Genomic DNA, 16819 nt, shown 5'->3' with positions numbered 1-16819 from the left:
GAACGATGGGTTACAAAGTCGCAGTCGTCGGCGCGACCGGCAATGTCGGACGGGAAATGCTCAACATCCTCGATGAGCGCAAATTCCCCGCGGACGAGGTGGTGGCCCTGGCCTCACGCCGCAGCATGGGCGTCGAGGTCTCCTACGGCGACCGCACGTTGAAGGTCAAAGCGCTCGAGCATTACGACTTCTCCGACGTCGACATCTGCCTGATGTCGGCCGGCGGCGAGGTGTCGAAGGAATGGTCGCCGAAGATCGGCGCCGCCGGCACCGTCGTGATCGACAATTCCTCGGCCTGGCGCATGGATCCGGACGTGCCGCTGATCGTGCCGGAAGTGAATGCGGACGCGACAGCGGGCTTCAAGAAGAAGAACATCATCGCCAACCCGAACTGCTCGACCGCGCAGCTCGTGGTCGCGCTCAAGCCGCTGCACGACAAGGCGACGATCAAGCGCGTCGTGGTCTCGACCTATCAATCGGTGTCGGGCGCCGGCAAGGATGCGATGGACGAACTGTTCTCGCAGACCAAGGCCGTCTACACCAACCAGGAGCTGGTCAATAACAAGTTTCCCGCGCGCATCGCCTTCAACGTCATCCCCCAAATCGATGTCTTCATGGAGGACGGCTACACCAAGGAAGAGTGGAAGATGATGGCGGAGACCAAGAAGATTCTTGATCCCAAGATCAAGCTCTCCGCGACCTGCGTGCGCGTGCCTGTCTTCGTCGGCCATTCCGAGGCCGTCAACATCGAGTTCGAGAATCCGATCAGCGCGGACGAAGCGCGCGACATCCTGCGCAAGGCGCCGGGCTGTCTCGTCATCGACAAGCATGAGCCCGGCGGCTACGCCACGCCGTATGAAGCGGCCGGCGAGGACGCCACCTATATCAGCCGTATCCGCGAGGACGCGACGGTGGAGAACGGTCTCGTGCTGTGGTGCGTATCGGACAATCTACGCAAGGGCGCCGCGCTCAACGCGATCCAGATCGCCGAAGTCCTGATCAATCGCAAGCTGATCAGCGCGAAGAAGAAGGCGGCGTAGAGGCTCAATTCACAGTGGAAGTCCGCGCCGGGTAAAAACCGCGCGGATTTCGTCCTGGTGCGCCGGATCAAGCTCGATGAGCTTGCGGACGAAACTGGCGCCGCCGCCCGTCTTCACGTCGTCGGGCTGGATCTTGAACCAGGCGTCGAAGAGAAGCTTGTCGGCTTTGGCTTGCTGTAGCAGGCTGCGCAGCTCCCAAAAGGCGCTCCCCCATATCTCGGTGCCGTCGAGTGTGGCGGAGCCCAAGGTGAGCTGCATCTCGCTGAAGCGCCTCCTCTTCGTTAAATCCCAATCGGCGGCTGTCGGGCTGGGATTCGGATTGTTGGCGAAGCTGCACGGAAAGTACCAGGCGAGACCGGATTCGATGGCGAGATAGACGGCGAGCGGGCCGTCGACGACGTCGGGCAGCCGACTCGGATACAGGGCGTGATGCATGTATTCCCTGTTCACGACCGCCGGTTCCATCGCGTATTTGCTGTCGATGACCATCATGCGCTTGGCTCCGTCGTAATAGGCGATCATTCCAAGATCCATGCGCTCGCGGATGTCGATGTTGAGGGATGCGCCGGAAGCCCGGTAGCCGAGCCCTTTCAGGTAGTCCTGGAATTTCTTGAACGCCTCTTCCAGCCGCGCCTTGGCGGCGGCCGATATCTTCGATGTCGGCGTGAAGCCGAGTTTCTCTCCGATGACGTCGACCTTTGTGGAGAGGGTCTTGATCTGTTCGCGCAAGGCATCGAAATCCGCGAAATCGTCGCGCAATTTCTTGTAGTCCCCCGCCAGCACATCACCATCGGCCTTCAGCTTTTCGGCCGTTGCTCGACCGTCTTTCAGCTTGTCCGCAACTTCTTGCTTGACGTTCTCCACTTGCTTGGAGAAGTCGCTGTATTGCTTGATCCCCAGGGCGCCCAAGATCAGGACGAGCAATCCAATTGGTATGCCGACAAAGAAACCGAACAGTTTGGCCCAATCGGTCAAACGGCTTGCAATGGCTTCGGCTGTCTCGACTTCGACGACCTTTTGATCCTTGTAGCGTTTGTCGAAGACCTCCTGGATCCGCTCCTGAACCGTGGACTCGACCAGCTCCTTCAACGCATCGGGGTAAGCATGAAGCGATTTGCCGCATTCATTGCAGAACCTGGCGCCGTCGGAGTTCGGCGTCCTGCAGGAGGCGCATTCGACGGCCATCGCCATCCTCCTCGCATGCCATGAAACAACCTGAAGAAACGATCTTTGGTAAGCTCAACCGGGAAAGAATGCAGCAACCGGTCTGGATTGTCACCAGCCGTTCGCCGGAGCGGCGAATTCAGGGGCGCCGGCCGCAGGTGGTCATGGAGCTGCGCCCACTTGTCGCGTTACGCCGCCCAAAAGTCCTTGCACACTGAAGTTGTTGAAATATCATACATCTACCAAAAATAGGGCATGCGAAGTGCTTGGTGCCGAGCAAAGGTGCGCGAGCCTTGCGCATGACGACAGGGGGGATGCCGCATGCCGACCAGATTTTTGCTCGACCGCAAATTGGACGCGCGTCCGGATCGTTTCGATTTCCGTGACCTGCCCTATCGTTCGAGGCTGGTGAGCCTGCCGCAGGTCTATCCGTCCGACGAGTTGATCGAGCGCTGGTTCTTGGTCTATCGCAACGCAGACATGGTTCTCGATCAGGGCCAGGAAGGGTCCTGCACCGGGTTCGGCCTCGCCGGCGTCGTGAACTATCTCCAGTGGGAGCTCGCAAACGCAAATCCGATCGCAGCCGGCGACCCGAAAGCCGCCCAGCCGGTCGCCCGGCGAAGTGCGCGGATGTTGTACCAGAACGCGCGTCTCTATGACGAATGGAAGGGAGAGGATTACGAAGGATCGAGCTGTCGCGGAGCCATGAAGGGATTTCACAAGCACGGCGTTTGTGGCGAGAAATTCTGGCCGAACTTCGAGAGGCGGCAGAGGCCCGGGACGCCCCGGAGTGGATGGGATACGGATGCACCGCTGACGCCTCTCGGAGCCTATTATCGCGTCGACGGCAAATCCATCGTCGACATGCAGTCAGCGATCTACGAAACGCACGCGATCTACGTATCCGCCGACGTCCACGACGGCTGGGACCGCGTTCGCAACAACTGCAAGACGCTCGAGGCGGCGCTCATTCTCCCGCCAAAAAAGCCGAATGACGTCGGCGGCCACGCCTTCGCGCTGGTCGGTTATACGCCTGACGGCTTCATCGTGCAGAACTCGTGGGGCCCCCATTGGGGATTTCATGGATTTGGCCTGCTGACTTACGAGGACTGGACCCGCTACGGGACCGACGCCTGGGCACTGACGCTCGGCGCACCCATGCGCGTGACACTGCCGCCGATCAAAGGCAAGCAAAGCGGAGCGAATCTTGCGCATCAACCGCATCACTTCGTGAGCCCGTCGATGCGAACCGACCTTTCGCTGGACGAGCGGCTTCGCGAACGGGCGATGCTTCGTTCCGACGTGGCAGGCGATACGAGTGCCGTTTCTCCCTGGATCAACGGCGAAGAGGCCAAGCACATCATCTTCATCGGCCACAATGGCAGCGCCGAACGCGAGCTCGTCGAGGCGAACTCCGGCGACGACGCCGTCGCGGTGGTGGTCCAGCAATGCCTCGACCGGGCGGCCCAGCAGGGATTTTCCGAGCTGGCGATCATTCTTCACGGCGGGCTCAACAGCCGCGACGAAGGTATCGCCAGGGCGCGCGTGCTCGGGCCGTGGTTCGAGGCCAATCGCATCATGCCGATCTTCGTGGTCTGGCAGACGGGTCTTCTGGAATCGGCCGCAGATATTCTGAAGAGCGCCGCGGAGAAGCTGGTTTTGCCGGCGGGAGCGGACAAGGGCTGGCTGAGAAGCAAGATCGACGAGATCAAGGATCGTGCCTTCGAGGTATTCGCGCGCGATGCCGGCGTCAAGGCGATCTGGGAGAACATGAAATTCAGAGCCGCCGGCGCAAGTCGTGCGGGCGGGGGGCTTGCCGTCGCGGCACGAGAGCTTGAGCGCGGGCTCGGCCAGATGAGCAAGAGTCAGCGGCCGCAGATTCATCTGGTCGGACATTCCGCCGGGGCCATCATGCACGGGTATTTTCTAGGCCCCATGAAAGCCCGCGGCCTGAAGGCCAGCTCCATCCATCTTTGGGCGCCGGCCTGCACGGTCGCGTTTGCGTCCGACAAATACGGCAGTGCCTTCGCGGATAAGGTCGCTGATCCCGAGACGACGTTTGTCGACGTGCTCAGCGATGCCAACGAAACGCGCGATCCCTGCGTTCCTGCCCTCTACTCCAAATCGCTGTTGTATCTGGTCTCCCGGGCCCTGGAGCCTGACCACAAGACCCCTGTCCTGGGATTGCAGAAAGTCTGGCGGAAATGGCGGGTGGACGACGATACTTTCATGGCAGGTTCGCAGAAGATCCTGGAGGCGTGGGCGAGTGCGAGCGATGATGTCGTCCTCGACCCGCCAATCAGCGAAACGGAGGTTCCGACGCGTCACGAGCCGGACAAGGACGAAACGATCCCTGCCAATCATGGATCTTTCGACAATAATCTGGACGTCGTGAACCGTACCATCCGCCGCATCATCGGCAAGACGCCTTCGAAGCCCGTCACCGACCTGCGAGGTTTCTAGAGCGTTTTCGAACGAAGTGGATAACGGTTCGCGAAATGAAACGCGTCGTAAGGAGAACTTTGAGCCTCACTCCGATTGCATCAGAACGGAAATGGCTCCAGAGGCGCCTTGGTCAAGCGTCCCTGACGCTCCTGAATTCCTTCGCCGCCTTGTCCAGCACGAACAGCGATCCCTCCGCGACGCCGAAATAGGCGCCGTGGGTCTGCATCTGGCCGCTCTCGACCGCCTTCTGCACGAACGGGAAGGTCATCAGGTTTTCCAGGCTGCGGAAGACCGCGGCCTTCTCGATGCGCTCGACGAATTGCGCCATGGTCTCGTGGTCGCGCTGCTCCACGACCTCGCCCGGCTTGATGAACATCTGCATCCATTTGCCAATGAAGTCGCCGGGCGTGAGCGGCTCGATCTTGTCGACAAAGGCGCGGATGCCGCCGCACTGCGCGTGCCCGAGCACCACGATGTGTTTCACCTTCAGCACCGTCACGGCATATTCCAGCGCCGCCGAGACGCCATGCGCGTTGCCGTCGGGCTGATACACCGGCACCAGATTGGCGATGTTGCGGACCACGAAGAGTTCGCCCGGCCCGACGTCGAAGATCACTTCGGGCGAGACGCGACTATCGCAGCAGCCGATCACCATCACTTCAGGGAACTGCCCCTTCACCGACAGCTCGCGGTAGCGGGTCTGCTCGGTCGGCAGCCGCTGGGTGGCGAAGGCCTTGTAGCCTTCCAGCAAATGCTCTGGGAATGTGTTCATGGCCTATGCCTAATCATATACCGCAGGAGCGAACAAGCCTTTCGAATAGGCAGGCCAGATGCTATCGGCTTCGTTCAGAATACAGATGAGGAAACCGGAAGGAACGCTTGCATGACCCGCCCGCGCCGCAGCCATCTGTTCATGCCCGGCTCCAACCCCCGCGCGCTGGAAAAGGCGCGTAATCTCGCCGCCGACGGCCTGATCCTCGATCTTGAAGACTCCGTCGCGCCCGACGCCAAGGCGGTGGCGCGCGACGGCATTGCCGCCGCGATTGCGGCCAAAGGGTTCGGCAAGCGCGAGATCCTGATCCGGACCAACGGCCTCGACACGCCCTGGTGGGCCGACGACGTCGCGATGGCGGCGAAGGCCTCGCCGGACGGCATCCTGGTTCCAAAGGTTTCAAGCGTCGAGGACCTCGATACGATCGGCCGCCGTCTCGCCGAGCTCGGCGCAGCGCCGACCGTAAAAGTCTGGGCCATGATCGAGACGGCGCGCGCGGTGCTGCATGCCGAGGAACTCGCTGCCGCCGGACGCGATCCAGCGCGGCGCTTGTCAGGCTTCGTGTTCGGCCCCAACGACATCTCGCGCGAGACGCGCATCAAGATGCTGCCGGGCCGCGCGGCGATGATCCCGATGATCACCCATTGCATCCTGGCAACGCGCGCCCATGGCCTCGAAATCCTCGATGGTCCCTACAGCGACATCGCCAATTCCGACGGCTTTGCCACCGAATGCGCGCAAGGCCGCGATCTCGGTTTTGACGGCAAGACGCTGATTCACCCCTCGCAGATCGAAGCCTGCAACGCGATCTTCACCCCGCCCGAAGAGGACGTCGCGCGCGCGCGAAAGATCATCGCCGCGTTCGAATTGCCGGAGAACGTCTCGCGCGGCGCGATCCGTCTCGACGGCGCCATGGTGGAGCGGCTGCACGCCGACATGGCGCGTCGCACGATCGAGATCGCGGATGCGATTGCGGCGATGGGGAAGGGCTAGGCGCAGGCGGTTGCGCCCAAGCCGAACGAGCATTGATGCGGTTATCCGGTCTGCTCGGGGAGCGGCGGTTCTCTGAACGACCACGATCCCGGCTTTTCCCGTTGCGGTGGTGAAAGACAATGCTACGCTCACGCTCGATATTGATCCGGGCAAGCATTTGATGCGCATTTTTTTCCTGGCAGTCCTTCTCGTTACGTCATTTTCATTCGCCACGCCGGCGCTTGCGCAGCAGGCCCGGGTGGCGCTCGTCATCGGAAACGGTGCCTATGAGAAGGTGCCCGAATTGCCGAACCCGACGCGCGATGCGGCAGACGTTGGTCGCGCGCTGGAGCGGCTTGATTTCAAAGTCACCCAGGTCAAGAACGCCACGGCGCAGGAGATGAGGAAAGCTGTCGTCGAGTTCGGCCGCTCTGCCGAGGGAGCAGACCTTGCGGTCGTTTTCTATGCCGGACACGGCATGGAGGTCAGCGGCGAGAACTGGCTGATTCCGGTCGGCGCAGAGCTGCGCAGCGATACCGACATCGAAAGCGAGGCCATCAGCCTGCGCTCGGTGAGCCTTCAGGTTTCGAAGGCACGAAAGTTGGGCCTTGTGATACTGGACGCATGCCGCAACAATCCTTTTGCCGCAAAGATGAGGCGCTCGCTGAGCACCCGGGCCGTGGCTCGCGGACTCGCTCCGACGGAGCCATCCGATAACGTTCTGATTGCGTACGCCGCGCGGGACGGTACGACGGCAAGTGACGGGGACGGCCGGAACAGCCCATTCACGGCATCGCTCCTTCGCCACATTGAAACGCCGGGGCTGGAGATATCGTTTCTGTTTCGTCGTGTTCGTGACGACGTGATGGCGGCCACCAGACGCGAGCAGCAGCCTTTCGTATACGGCTCTTTGTCGAAGGAAGAGATTTACCTGAGAGCTCCTGTGGCGAGCGCTCAAACGCCAGTCGCGTCGGCTCCCGCGCCCGCAGATGCCGCGGAAGACGAGAAGTTTTGGCTGGCTATCCAGACCTCCACGGTGGCAGGCCTCTACGAGGAGTTTCTGGCCAGGTATCCCCGCAGCAGCCACGCCGCAGAAGCGCGCCAGCGGGTCAAGAATTTCAAGGCCAACGAACTTGCGGTGCTCTCATCTCCAGCTGCCCCTCCGAAACCGGACGCAAAAACCGTCGTCCGAAATCCATTTGCGCCCGAAGATAACCAGAAAGTGGCAGCCATCGCGGCCGCTCAGCAACTCAAACTGCCAAGCTTCGCTATCTCGCCTGATCAGAATGATCCACTCAATGCCAACTCCAGATTTGTCGGCGTGTGGTCCAACAAGCGTGGATGGACGAATGGCAAGGGGCGGTATGCCATGCTGATCGTTACGGAGGTCTCTGCCACCGGCTTAGCCAAGGGACACTACCTCTGGGGGCCGCCGACAAAGGCATCGTGGGTGAAGGATGAGGCGGGGTACCGATCGTTTGCCGAATACATTGTGAGCGACAAATTCTCCATCAGCGGAACACCCGTCACCGTCAGGATGGACAAGAACGTCCTTGCGCTGTCGTCCGTCAACAAGGAAAATCCAACTGAGAAGGCGAACATAGAGCTCCGCCCTGTCTGGAAGCTCGTGCCGGTGCCGGAGGATGTTGATCCTTCAAGCAAGCGCGAGAAAACCTCGCAGCCTCATGCTGCCAAAAAGGAAAGCGCGGCCGAACCGAGCCCGCCAGGCAATGTCAGTGGGACGAGCATGGAAGAGCGCTATCGTGCTTGCAGAAAACTCGTCAAAGGATTTGCCCGGCGCGAGGCTTGTGCCCGAACGGGCGTGATCTAGCACCGGCGGGACATCCGGCCGCTAAACCAATCCCTTGATGAGGGCAATGCCTCAGCGATGTGCGTGATCCGCGCGATCGAGCGACTCCAGCGTCGAGGCATTTGCGCAGAAGCCGTGGTAGTTCTCCGCGGCGGTGCCGTCGGCCAGCTCGCGATCGCACCGGCCTTTGTGGCTGCAAAGCGCGCACACCCGCTCCATGTCGCGCAGCAGTAGGGGCTGCGCGCGGCCGAGCCCTTCGGCGCTGATGCCGAGCTGCTCCAGCATCTTCGGCAGCTCGTCGGCGGAGTGCTTGCCGTGGCGGACCAGCTCCTCCAGATCGTCAGGCGCGATCCGCAGATCTTGCGCGATCCGATCGAAATCGGCGCGGTCGAGCTGCCGGATCTCGTTCAGCTCGCGGCGATGCTTCAGCCAGCTTGCAAAGGACTCGATGAGGTCCTGGACAATGGGATAAGGCCTGGTGGCGGTGCTCATGCGAAGCTCCATTCGAACGGCGGAATTGGAGCGAGACTAGGCACAATGGTGCAGGTGCGCGTTGCGCTGGATCAAACAGCGATGATGGGACCGCGGCCTCCGGTGCACCTCTCCCGCTTGCGGGAGAGGTCGGCGCGTCCGGGCGATGCGAAGCATCGTCCCGCGCGCCGGGTGAGGGTTCTCTCCTCTAGGGGATTATCCCGTTGTGGAGACACCCTCTCCCCAGCCCTCTCCCGCAAGCGGGAGAGGGAGCGCACCTCTTGCGCGGCAGCTAGCCGAACCGCTCCGCCGCCCACGCATACAGGCTGCCCGGGATCGGTTTCTCACTACCCCTTCCCTTGGGCGAGATGTGCAGGCCGATGATCTCGCGGTCGGTGACGAGGCCAAGATAGCTCGAGGGATCGAAGAACAGTTTTGGCTCGGCATGCACGGCGTAGAACGATTGCTTCGGCAGTGCGTTTTGCAGCTCGCCGGTGCGACGCGCGAGCGCGGTGAGTGCCGCCGGCCCGAAGATCGCGACGCGGATGTCGGAGAGGCGGTTCGAGCCGCCGCGCAGGCGGCGCATCGCAAACGTGACGCGATGGCGCAGCGACAGCCAGTTCGGCGTCAGCTCCTCCTGCTCCATCAGCTCTTCGAAGGCGGCAACGATGCCGTGCTGGGGCGGAAGGTAAATCACGGAGTTGCCGAGCTGGCGTGGCCGCTCCCACGCGAAATAGGGCTTTGCCGGATCGATCTCGACCGGCCTGAGCAGCAGCACGTCTGCGTCGAGCCAGAGGCCGAGGCCCTTCGCCATCAGCTTCATGCGGAAGAAGTCGCTGAACTGAAGCGTGGTCCAGTCGCGCCAGCTGCCGTCCGGCTGCGGCGGCCGCAATCGTTCCGAGAACGCATGCGGCAGGATCGCCTCGGCATCCGCGTTGCCGATGCCCGCGGGCAGGCCGGGAATGGTGTCAAAACTGTAGACCGTGACCTTGTGGCCGGCAGCCAGCTGCGAGCGCAGACAGGTCTGGCGCAGGGCGTCCATCGGGCCATGCCAAAAGGTGACGATGTCAGGCAACATGGGCGCAAGCTATAGAGGACAACACTGGCAAAGAAAAAGCCCCGGCGCTGTCAGCACCGGGGCTCGAAACTCAGATCAATTTCAGGCCCAGGCGCGTTCGCGCTTGAGCTTGTCCTCATAGGTGTCGATCGAGGCCTTCTTCTCCATCGTCAGGCCGATGTCGTCGAGGCCGTTGATCAGGCAGTGCTTGCGGAACGGGTCGATCTCGAACTTGACCTTGCCGCCGTCGGGGCCGCGGATCTCCTGGTTCGGCAGGTCGATCGTCAGCGTCGCGTTGGCGCCGCGCTCGGCGTCGTCGAACAGCTTGTCGAGGTCTTCCTGGGCAACGCGGATCGGCAGAATGCCGTTCTTGAAGCAGTTGTTGTAGAAGATATCGCCGAACGAGGTCGAGATCACGCAGCGGATGCCGAAGTCGAGCAGCGCCCAGGGCGCATGCTCGCGGCTCGAGCCGCAGCCGAAATTGTCGCCGGCGACCAGCACCTTCGCATTGCGATAGGCGGGCTGGTTGAGGACGAAATCCGGATTCTCGCTGCCGTCGTCCTTGTAGCGCTGCTCGGAGAAGAGCCCCTTGCCAAGGCCGGTGCGCTTGATGGTCTTGAGGTACTGCTTCGGAATGATCATGTCGGTGTCGACATTGATGATCTTCAGCGGCGCCGCGACGCCTTCCAGCGTGGTGAACTTGTCCATGGTTGCGCTTTCCCGGGATGGTCTAGGGAACCGGTATTTATCGCGATCGGGGCGGAAATCCTAGGCCGAATTCGGCAGATCTCGTCTGCCTAACCGGGCTCTTGAGCCTCGATCGTGGCCATGTCGTCGTCCGACAGGCCGAAATGATGGCCGACCTCGTGGATCAGGACGTGGCGGACGATATGGCCGAGGCTTTCGTCGTGCTCGGCCCAATAATCCAGGATCGGCCGGCGGTAGAGCCAGACCATGTTGGGCAGCCGCGCCACGTCGCCAAAACTCTGCTGCGGCAGGCCGACGCCCTGGAACAGGCCGAGCAGGTCGAACTCGCTCTCGCATGCCATTTCGTCCAGGACTTCCTCGGTCGGGAAGTCGTCGACGCGGATGATCACGCCCTCGCACAGCCTACGAAACTCCGCCGGCAGGCGTTCGAACACTTCGTGCGCCATCGCTTCCATTTCGGCCAGCGAAGGCGCTTTCAATTCCGTCCACATGGGCCTCTCATAGCGTGGGTTTCGCGGCGATGCATCCGGCTTTATAAGCGCGGCGAGGTTGACGGGCGCCGTCAAAACGGGGAGCGTAGGCCTCGAAGTGGACGTTTAAATGGGCGGAAAAATGCGAGCGAAAACAGCGCTGACGCTACTGTGCATGGGGTTGTTTTCGCAGTTTTGCGTTGGGGCGGAGGCCCAGACCGCGGCTCCCGGGATCAGGCTGGCCCAGGCGGCCTCGCGAGACGATCTCCCGCCGCCGCGCAAGCGGCCCCCGGCGCGCCTGCGCGTCACGCCCTATTACAGTCCGGATGGCGTCTATCCCCGTTACAATCCCGGTCCCGATGCGGTCCGCGAGTGCAACGCCACCTATGTGCAGGAATATCGCCCCAGCGGCACGGTGATCGTGCCGCATATGAGCTGTTACTGGCGCCGGGGCTGATACGAGCGCGATGCCGTCGCGCGCCTGAGGTGGAGGTCGTCATGACGAGATGGTTCGCATTGGCGGTTGGCGTCGGGCTTGCCGCAGGCCTGTCTCACGCGTCCGCTGCGCACAGGGTGACGAAGCTGCCCGATGCGTCGGCCGGGCGCGCGGTGTTCGACGGGCGCCGACATGTGCGGTCCGATGTCGTGCGATACGCCCCGCGTCCTGATCCGCATTACTACGCGCGGCCGGTCTACTACCGTCCTTATCCCTACGGCGTGCCGGCACCGTTCGTGCTCGGCTTCGGGCCGTGGTGACGACGTCGCGGCGCGGCGCAGTGCACGTCGTTCATTCATGAGGCATTCACGTCGCTGTCCCTAATTTAATCTTGGGAGCGATTGCCAATGAACAGGGATGACGCGAGCCGGGAGCGAGCGTCGCAACTCCGCTGTCCAGATTCAGGGAGAAGTCCATGCTGAGAATATTGGGTCTCAGGGCAAGCCCGATGCGCTTGCTCGGGATTGCGGCCGCCGCGACGCTGATGCTGTCGGCCGGAACGACGCGTCGTGCTGAAGCGATGACTCCAATCAATCCGACCGCGTTGCCTGCGGCGAAGGCCGCAAGTGACGACATGATCCAGGTTCGCCACGGCGGCGGTGGCGGCGGTGGGCATGGTGGCGGCGGCTTCCATGGCGGCGGTGGTTTCCACGGTGGAGGCGGCTTCCACGGTGGCGGAGGACATATCGGTGGCTTCCGCGGCGGTGGTTTCCACGCGGGTGGCTTCCGCGCCGCGCCGGCCTTTCATGGCGGCGGCTATCGCTACGGCGGAATTCGCCACTATGGTGGGGGCGGATTCCATCGCTACGGCGTCTATCGCCCGCACTACGGCTATCGTCATTTCCACCGGCGCTATTACGGCGGCTACTATCCCTATTATCACCATCCGCGCCGCTGCCGGGTCATCTGGACCTATTACGGCCCGCGCCGCGTCTGCCGCTGGCATCGCTGGCACCATCCGTACCGCTATTGGTAATGTGAGTTGTGTCGTCATGCCCGGGCTTGTCGCGGGCATCCACGATCTTTCTGTGCAAGTCTAAGAACGTGGATGGCCGGGACGAGCCCGGCCATGACGGAGAACGTCGGTTAAACCCAATCCTTCAGTTTCCACGTCGCCGACGTCCATCGCGTCAGGTTCTCGATCTTCCACTGCTTGAACATTGCCGGCGGCCAGCGGCTGAGCTTCGAGGTCTCCTCGGCCTCGGGCTTGGCGACCATGCGCAGCGGTGCCGCGCGCCGCCGATGCTGGGGCGTCGCCGCGCTGATCAGATCGACATATTCAGGCTTGCTGGCCATGAGCTCGTGTCCTCGCGAAACCCTCGCGAGGACGCAGTGTCGGCGCTGCGGATTAACGGCGGTTTGCCGCAATCGCTCAAATTAAAGCGAGCGGCTTACCGCCACTCCCTGATGTCGACGAAGTGACCCGCGATCGCCGCGGCCGCCGCCATCGCCGGCGACACCAGATGCGTGCGGCCCTTGAAGCCCTGGCGGCCCTCGAAGTTGCGGTTCGACGTCGAGGCGCAGCGCTCTTCGGGAGCCAGCTTGTCGGGGTTCATCGCGAGGCACATCGAGCAACCGGGCTCGCGCCATTCGAAGCCGGCCTTGATGAAGATCTTGTCCAGACCTTCAGCCTCGGCCTGCTCCTTCACGAGGCCGGAGCCCGGCACGACCATGGCGTTGACGCCGCCTGCGACCTGCTTGCCTTCCGCGATCTTGGCGGCGGCGCGCAGATCCTCGATCCGGCCGTTGGTGCAGGAGCCGATGAAGATGCGGTCGAGCTTGATGTCGGTGATCTTCGTCCCCGCGGTCAGGCCCATATATTTCAGCGCGCGGTGCTTCGACAGGCGCTTGGCCTCGTCCGCGATCTTGTCGGGATCTGGCACGCTGCCGGTGACCGAGATCACGTCTTCAGGGCTCGTGCCCCAGGTCACGATCGGCGGCAGCTTCGCTGCATCGAGCCGCAGCTCGTGGTCGAAATGCGCGCCCTCGTCCGAGCGCAACTTCTCCCAGTAGCGCATCGCCGCGTCCCAATCCGCGCCCTTCGGTGCCTTCGGACGGCCGCGCAGAAAGTCGAACGCCTTCTGGTCCGGCGCGACCAGGCCGGCGCGCGCGCCGCCTTCGATCGACATGTTGCAGACCGTCATGCGGCCTTCCATGCTGAGCGCGCGGATCGCGTCGCCGGCGTATTCGAGCACGTAGCCGGTGCCGCCCGCGGTGCCGATCTCGCCGATGATCGCGAGGATGATGTCCTTGCCCGTCACGCCGTCAGGCAATTTGCCGTCGACGGTGACGCGCATGTTCTTCGCCTTCTTCTGGATCAGCGTCTGCGTCGCCAGCACATGCTCGACTTCCGACGTGCCGATGCCGTGCGCGAGCGCGCCGAACGCACCATGCGTCGAGGTGTGGCTGTCACCGCAGACGATGGTGGTGCCGGGCAGCGTGAACCCCTGCTCGGGGCCGATGACGTGGACGACGCCCTGACGCTTGTCGAACTCGTCATAATATTCGATGCCGAATTCCCTGGCGTTGTCGGCCAGCGCCTTGATCTGCTCGATACTTTCAGGGTCCGGGTTCGGCTTGGTGCGGTCGGTGGTCGGCACGTTGTGATCGACGACGGCCAGCGTCTTCTCGGGTGCGTGGACCTTGCGCCCGGTGGCGCGCAGGCCTTCGAACGCCTGCGGTGAAGTGACCTCGTGCACGAGATGGCGATCGATATAGAGCAGGCAGGTGCCGTCCTCGGCTTCGTGCACCAGATGGTCGTTCCAGATCTTGTCGTACAATGTGGTCGGCTTGGACATGAGCGTCAGCTCCAGGAATGTTGTGTCGAGCGGGTTGCGCGGCTGGCGCGCGGGGCAACAAAATCGTCAGCGCAGCTTTTAGGCTGCGCGCGTAAGCTCTGACGTTGCCGAGGTCGCGAAGCGTCCGAAGAACCGGCCGGGCAGCCGCGAGCGATCGTCGATCACGACGCGCTTGACGGGCGAGAGGCTGGTCAAATCTGGAAACATTCCAAGAATATATAGCAGGCCGAACCGGAATCGCGAGGGCTTTGACGCGCACGGCTGACGCAACAAAAAAGCGCGGGGTTTAGCCCCGCGCTCTCGATAACTCGCCTGTAAGCGGAGCTTACTCGTTGACGGCAGCAGCCGGGCGGTCCTGCTTCTTCTCGACGATGCGGGCCGACTTGCCGCGAAGGTTGCGGAGATAATAGAGCTTGGCGCGACGCACCTTGCCGCGGCGCACCACCTTGATCGAGTCGATCATCGGCGACATCACCGGGAACACGCGCTCCACGCCTTCGCCGTACGAAATCTTGCGCACCGTGAAGCTCTCGTTGAGACCACCGCCGGAACGGCCGATGCAAACGCCTTCATAGGCCTGCACGCGGGTGCGGTCGCCTTCGACGACCTTCACGTTGACGATCACGGTATCGCCGGGGCCGAACTCCGGGATCTCCTTGCTGGCGGAGAGCTTGTCGAATTGCTCTTTTTCGAGCTGTTGGATCAGGTTCATGGGTAAATCTCCATCGGCGCGCCCAGCCTTGGAAAACGGGGGCTGCGCGAAATTCGTTTATCCAGCCATTGCGGATGTGGCCGCTGCTATAAGGCAAGCCGGAGCGTTTGTCACCCGTCTGTCTTGTTTTTTGGCGTTTTTTGGCGTCCGGCCCGATTCGGGACTTTGCTCGGGATCTGGGCCCACAAATCCGGTCGCCGGGCCGCCGTCAGGGCCTCGGATTCCGCCCGCCGCCAGCTGGCGACCTTGGCATGGTCACCGGAGGTCAGGACATCAGGGATCGGTGCCCCCTCGAACAGCTGCGGGCGGGTGTACTGGGGGTATTCGAGCAATCCGTCCGAAAAGCTTTCCTCGGTTCCCGAGGCTTCCTTGCCCATCACGCCCGGTAGCAGCCGGACGCAGGCGTCAATCAGGGCCAGGGCTGCGATTTCACCGCCGGAGAGCACGTAATCGCCGATCGAGACCTCCTCCAGGCCTCGCCCGTCGATCACGCGCTGGTCCACCCCCTCGAACCGCCCGCAGACGATCAGGGGACCCGGGCCCTTGGCCAGTTCCAGGACACGGGCCTGGGTCAATGGCCGACCCCTCGGGCTCATCAGCAGTTTCGGCCGGTCCGGGCCGATCGCGGCGGCATCGATGGCGGCCGCCAGAACATCGGCCCGAAGCACCATGCCCGGTCCACCGCCGGCCGGGGTGTCATCGACACTGCGATGGCGGTCGGTGGCCGAGGCCCGGATGTCCCGCGCCTCCAGTTCCCAGAGCCCGCCAGCGAGCGCCCGGCCAGCCAGGCTCACGCCGAGCGGCCCCGGAAACATCTCCGGAAACAGCGTCAGCACCGTCGCGCGCCAGGGTGAGGAGGTGGTCATCGGATCTCAGTTATTGTCGTCCCGGACAAGCGGAGCGCAGATCCGGGACCCATAACCACCGCACTTCGTTTTGCGACGGCTGGAGCGATCAGCTTAGCCAAAAATTCTGGCCTGTGGTCATGGGTCCCGGCCCCCCGTGCGCAAGTTGCGCACTAGGCCGGGACGACTCGGGGAGGAATCCTCCTCCGTGTCCTCTGCCTCGATCTCCTGCGGCAGCGCGATCACGACGCGGCCGCCTGCGATGTCGACCTCCGGCACCACCGCGTCCGTGAACGGCAGCAGCATTGTGGTGCCTGTGGGCGGCGCGATCTCGATGATGTCGCCGGCGCCGAAATTGTGGATCGCGAGCACGCGGCCGAGCGCATCGCCGGCCGTGGTGACGGCGGCGAGCCCGATCAGATCGGTGTGGTAATATTCGCCCTCGTCCGTCGCGGGCAGCTTTTCGCGCGCGACATAGAGCTCGATGCCGTTGAGGCGCTCGGCGTCATCGCGGGTCGTGACGCCCTTGAACGTCGCAACCAGATGATCCTTGGCCGCGCGTGCCGTTGCGACCTCGAACTGGCGCTTGCCGTCCTTGGACGAGAGCAGGCCATAGCTCCGCACGGCAAATGGATCTTCCGTGAAGGTCCACAGTTTGACCGCGCCGCGCACGCCATGCGCGGCGCCGATCCGCGCGACGCAGACCAGCGCCGGCATGATCTCGCCTTAACCCTTCGCGGCGGCTTCGGCCTGCGCCTTGCGCTCCTTGCGCGGCACGGCCTTCTCGGGGTTGTTGCGCACTTCGCGCTTCTTGACGCCGGCGGCGTCGAGGAAGCGGGACACGCGGTCCGACGGCTGCGCACCCTTGGCGAGCCAGGCCTTCACCTTGTCCATGTCGAGCTTCAGCCGGGTCTCGTTGTCCTTCGGCAGCAGCGGGTTGAAATAGCCGAGACGCTCGATGAAGCGGCCATCGCGGGGAAAACGCGAATCGGCGACGACGACGTGATAGACGGGACGCTTCTTGGTGCCTGCACGAGCGAGACGGATAACGACGGACAT

19 protein-coding genes are annotated in these 16819 nt (G+C 63.0%); 7 read left to right on the top strand and 12 right to left on the bottom strand.

Annotation, left to right across the window (positions count from 1 at the left end):
* Positions 1–5 precede the first annotated feature (5 nt).
* Entirely contained in the window at positions 6–1040 is a 1035-nt protein-coding gene (locus AC0L3S_RS23730) for an aspartate-semialdehyde dehydrogenase (protein ID WP_007598796.1), read from the top strand.
* 9 nt (positions 1041–1049) lie between these two features.
* Here the strand turns inward: AC0L3S_RS23730 and AC0L3S_RS23725 are convergent, their stop codons facing one another.
* Entirely contained in the window at positions 1050–2225 is a 1176-nt protein-coding gene (locus AC0L3S_RS23725; protein ID WP_473264732.1) for a zinc ribbon domain-containing protein, read from the bottom strand.
* Positions 2226–2525: 300 nt separating this feature from the next.
* Here AC0L3S_RS23725 and AC0L3S_RS23720 point away from each other — a divergent pair, with 300 nt between their 5' ends.
* Positions 2526–4667, top strand: coding sequence for a C1 family peptidase (locus AC0L3S_RS23720; protein ID WP_473281622.1), 2142 nt, complete (start codon positions 2526–2528; stop codon positions 4665–4667).
* Positions 4668–4779: 112 nt separating this feature from the next.
* On the opposite strand, the gene AC0L3S_RS23715 is transcribed toward AC0L3S_RS23720, so the two are convergent.
* Positions 4780–5421, bottom strand: coding sequence for a carbonic anhydrase (locus tag AC0L3S_RS23715; protein ID WP_473264734.1), 642 nt, complete (start codon positions 5419–5421; stop codon positions 4780–4782).
* Between the two features lie 111 nt (positions 5422–5532).
* Between AC0L3S_RS23715 and AC0L3S_RS23710 the strand changes: the two genes are divergently transcribed.
* Together AC0L3S_RS23710 and AC0L3S_RS23705 are read left to right on the top strand one after the other, a co-directional pair.
* Positions 5533–6414, top strand: a complete 882-nt coding sequence (locus AC0L3S_RS23710) for an HpcH/HpaI aldolase/citrate lyase family protein (protein ID WP_473281620.1) — start codon at positions 5533–5535, stop codon at positions 6412–6414.
* A gap of 109 nt (positions 6415–6523) precedes the next feature.
* On the top strand, positions 6524–8224 hold the full coding sequence (locus AC0L3S_RS23705) for a caspase family protein (RefSeq protein ID WP_473281618.1): 1701 nt from the start codon (positions 6524–6526) through the stop codon (positions 8222–8224).
* Positions 8225–8275: 51 nt separating this feature from the next.
* On the opposite strand, the gene AC0L3S_RS23700 is transcribed toward AC0L3S_RS23705, so the two are convergent.
* The 4 genes from AC0L3S_RS23700 to AC0L3S_RS23685 form a co-directional block, all read right to left on the bottom strand.
* Entirely contained in the window at positions 8276–8695 is a 420-nt protein-coding gene (locus tag AC0L3S_RS23700; RefSeq protein ID WP_473264737.1) for a hypothetical protein, read from the bottom strand.
* A gap of 271 nt (positions 8696–8966) precedes the next feature.
* Entirely contained in the window at positions 8967–9752 is a 786-nt protein-coding gene (locus AC0L3S_RS23695) for a glycosyltransferase family 32 protein (protein ID WP_473281616.1), read from the bottom strand.
* 81 nt (positions 9753–9833) lie between these two features.
* Complete coding sequence (leuD, locus tag AC0L3S_RS23690; RefSeq protein WP_018459795.1) at positions 9834–10439, bottom strand: 3-isopropylmalate dehydratase small subunit; 606 nt, start codon at positions 10437–10439, stop codon at positions 9834–9836.
* A gap of 89 nt (positions 10440–10528) precedes the next feature.
* Complete coding sequence (locus tag AC0L3S_RS23685; RefSeq protein WP_473281614.1) at positions 10529–10930, bottom strand: metallopeptidase family protein; 402 nt, start codon at positions 10928–10930, stop codon at positions 10529–10531.
* Between the two features lie 154 nt (positions 10931–11084).
* Here AC0L3S_RS23685 and AC0L3S_RS23680 point away from each other — a divergent pair, with 154 nt between their 5' ends.
* From AC0L3S_RS23680 to AC0L3S_RS23670, 3 genes are all read left to right on the top strand, one after another.
* Positions 11085–11366 carry a hypothetical protein gene (locus AC0L3S_RS23680; RefSeq protein WP_035973483.1) on the top strand — a complete coding sequence of 94 codons (282 nt, stop codon included), beginning with the start codon at positions 11085–11087 and terminating at the stop codon, positions 11364–11366.
* Between the two features lie 41 nt (positions 11367–11407).
* Entirely contained in the window at positions 11408–11665 is a 258-nt protein-coding gene (locus AC0L3S_RS23675; protein ID WP_456766811.1) for a hypothetical protein, read from the top strand.
* Between the two features lie 155 nt (positions 11666–11820).
* A complete protein-coding gene (locus tag AC0L3S_RS23670) occupies positions 11821–12381 on the top strand; it encodes a hypothetical protein (RefSeq protein ID WP_473281612.1) in 561 nt (186 codons plus the stop codon).
* Between the two features lie 110 nt (positions 12382–12491).
* Here AC0L3S_RS23670 and AC0L3S_RS23665 read toward each other — a convergent pair whose 3' ends face one another.
* The 6 genes from AC0L3S_RS23665 to rpsP all read right to left on the bottom strand — a co-directional run bounded on the left by AC0L3S_RS23665 (position 12492) and on the right by rpsP (position 16819).
* Positions 12492–12701, bottom strand: a complete 210-nt coding sequence (locus tag AC0L3S_RS23665; RefSeq protein ID WP_473281610.1) for a hypothetical protein — start codon at positions 12699–12701, stop codon at positions 12492–12494.
* A 95-nt stretch (positions 12702–12796) separates the two neighbouring features.
* Complete coding sequence (gene leuC, locus AC0L3S_RS23660) at positions 12797–14203, bottom strand: 3-isopropylmalate dehydratase large subunit (RefSeq protein ID WP_473264743.1); 1407 nt, start codon at positions 14201–14203, stop codon at positions 12797–12799.
* Between the two features lie 325 nt (positions 14204–14528).
* Positions 14529–14915 carry a 50S ribosomal protein L19 gene (gene rplS / locus AC0L3S_RS23655; RefSeq protein ID WP_007604265.1) on the bottom strand — a complete coding sequence of 129 codons (387 nt, stop codon included), beginning with the start codon at positions 14913–14915 and terminating at the stop codon, positions 14529–14531.
* Positions 14916–15025: 110 nt separating this feature from the next.
* Positions 15026–15781, bottom strand: a complete 756-nt coding sequence (gene trmD / locus AC0L3S_RS23650) for a tRNA (guanosine(37)-N1)-methyltransferase TrmD (protein ID WP_473281608.1) — start codon at positions 15779–15781, stop codon at positions 15026–15028.
* A 117-nt stretch (positions 15782–15898) separates the two neighbouring features.
* The gene (rimM, locus tag AC0L3S_RS23645; protein WP_473281606.1) at positions 15899–16477 is read right to left on the bottom strand and encodes a ribosome maturation factor RimM; all 579 of its coding nucleotides are present in this window, start codon (positions 16475–16477) and stop codon (positions 15899–15901) included.
* A 9-nt stretch (positions 16478–16486) separates the two neighbouring features.
* Positions 16487–16819 carry a 30S ribosomal protein S16 gene (gene rpsP, locus AC0L3S_RS23640; protein ID WP_007598827.1) on the bottom strand — a complete coding sequence of 111 codons (333 nt, stop codon included), beginning with the start codon at positions 16817–16819 and terminating at the stop codon, positions 16487–16489.

The sequence above is a fragment of the Bradyrhizobium sp. Ken01 genome (assembly GCF_055807355.1).
This window is presented reverse-complemented; position numbering and strand designations above follow the sequence as displayed.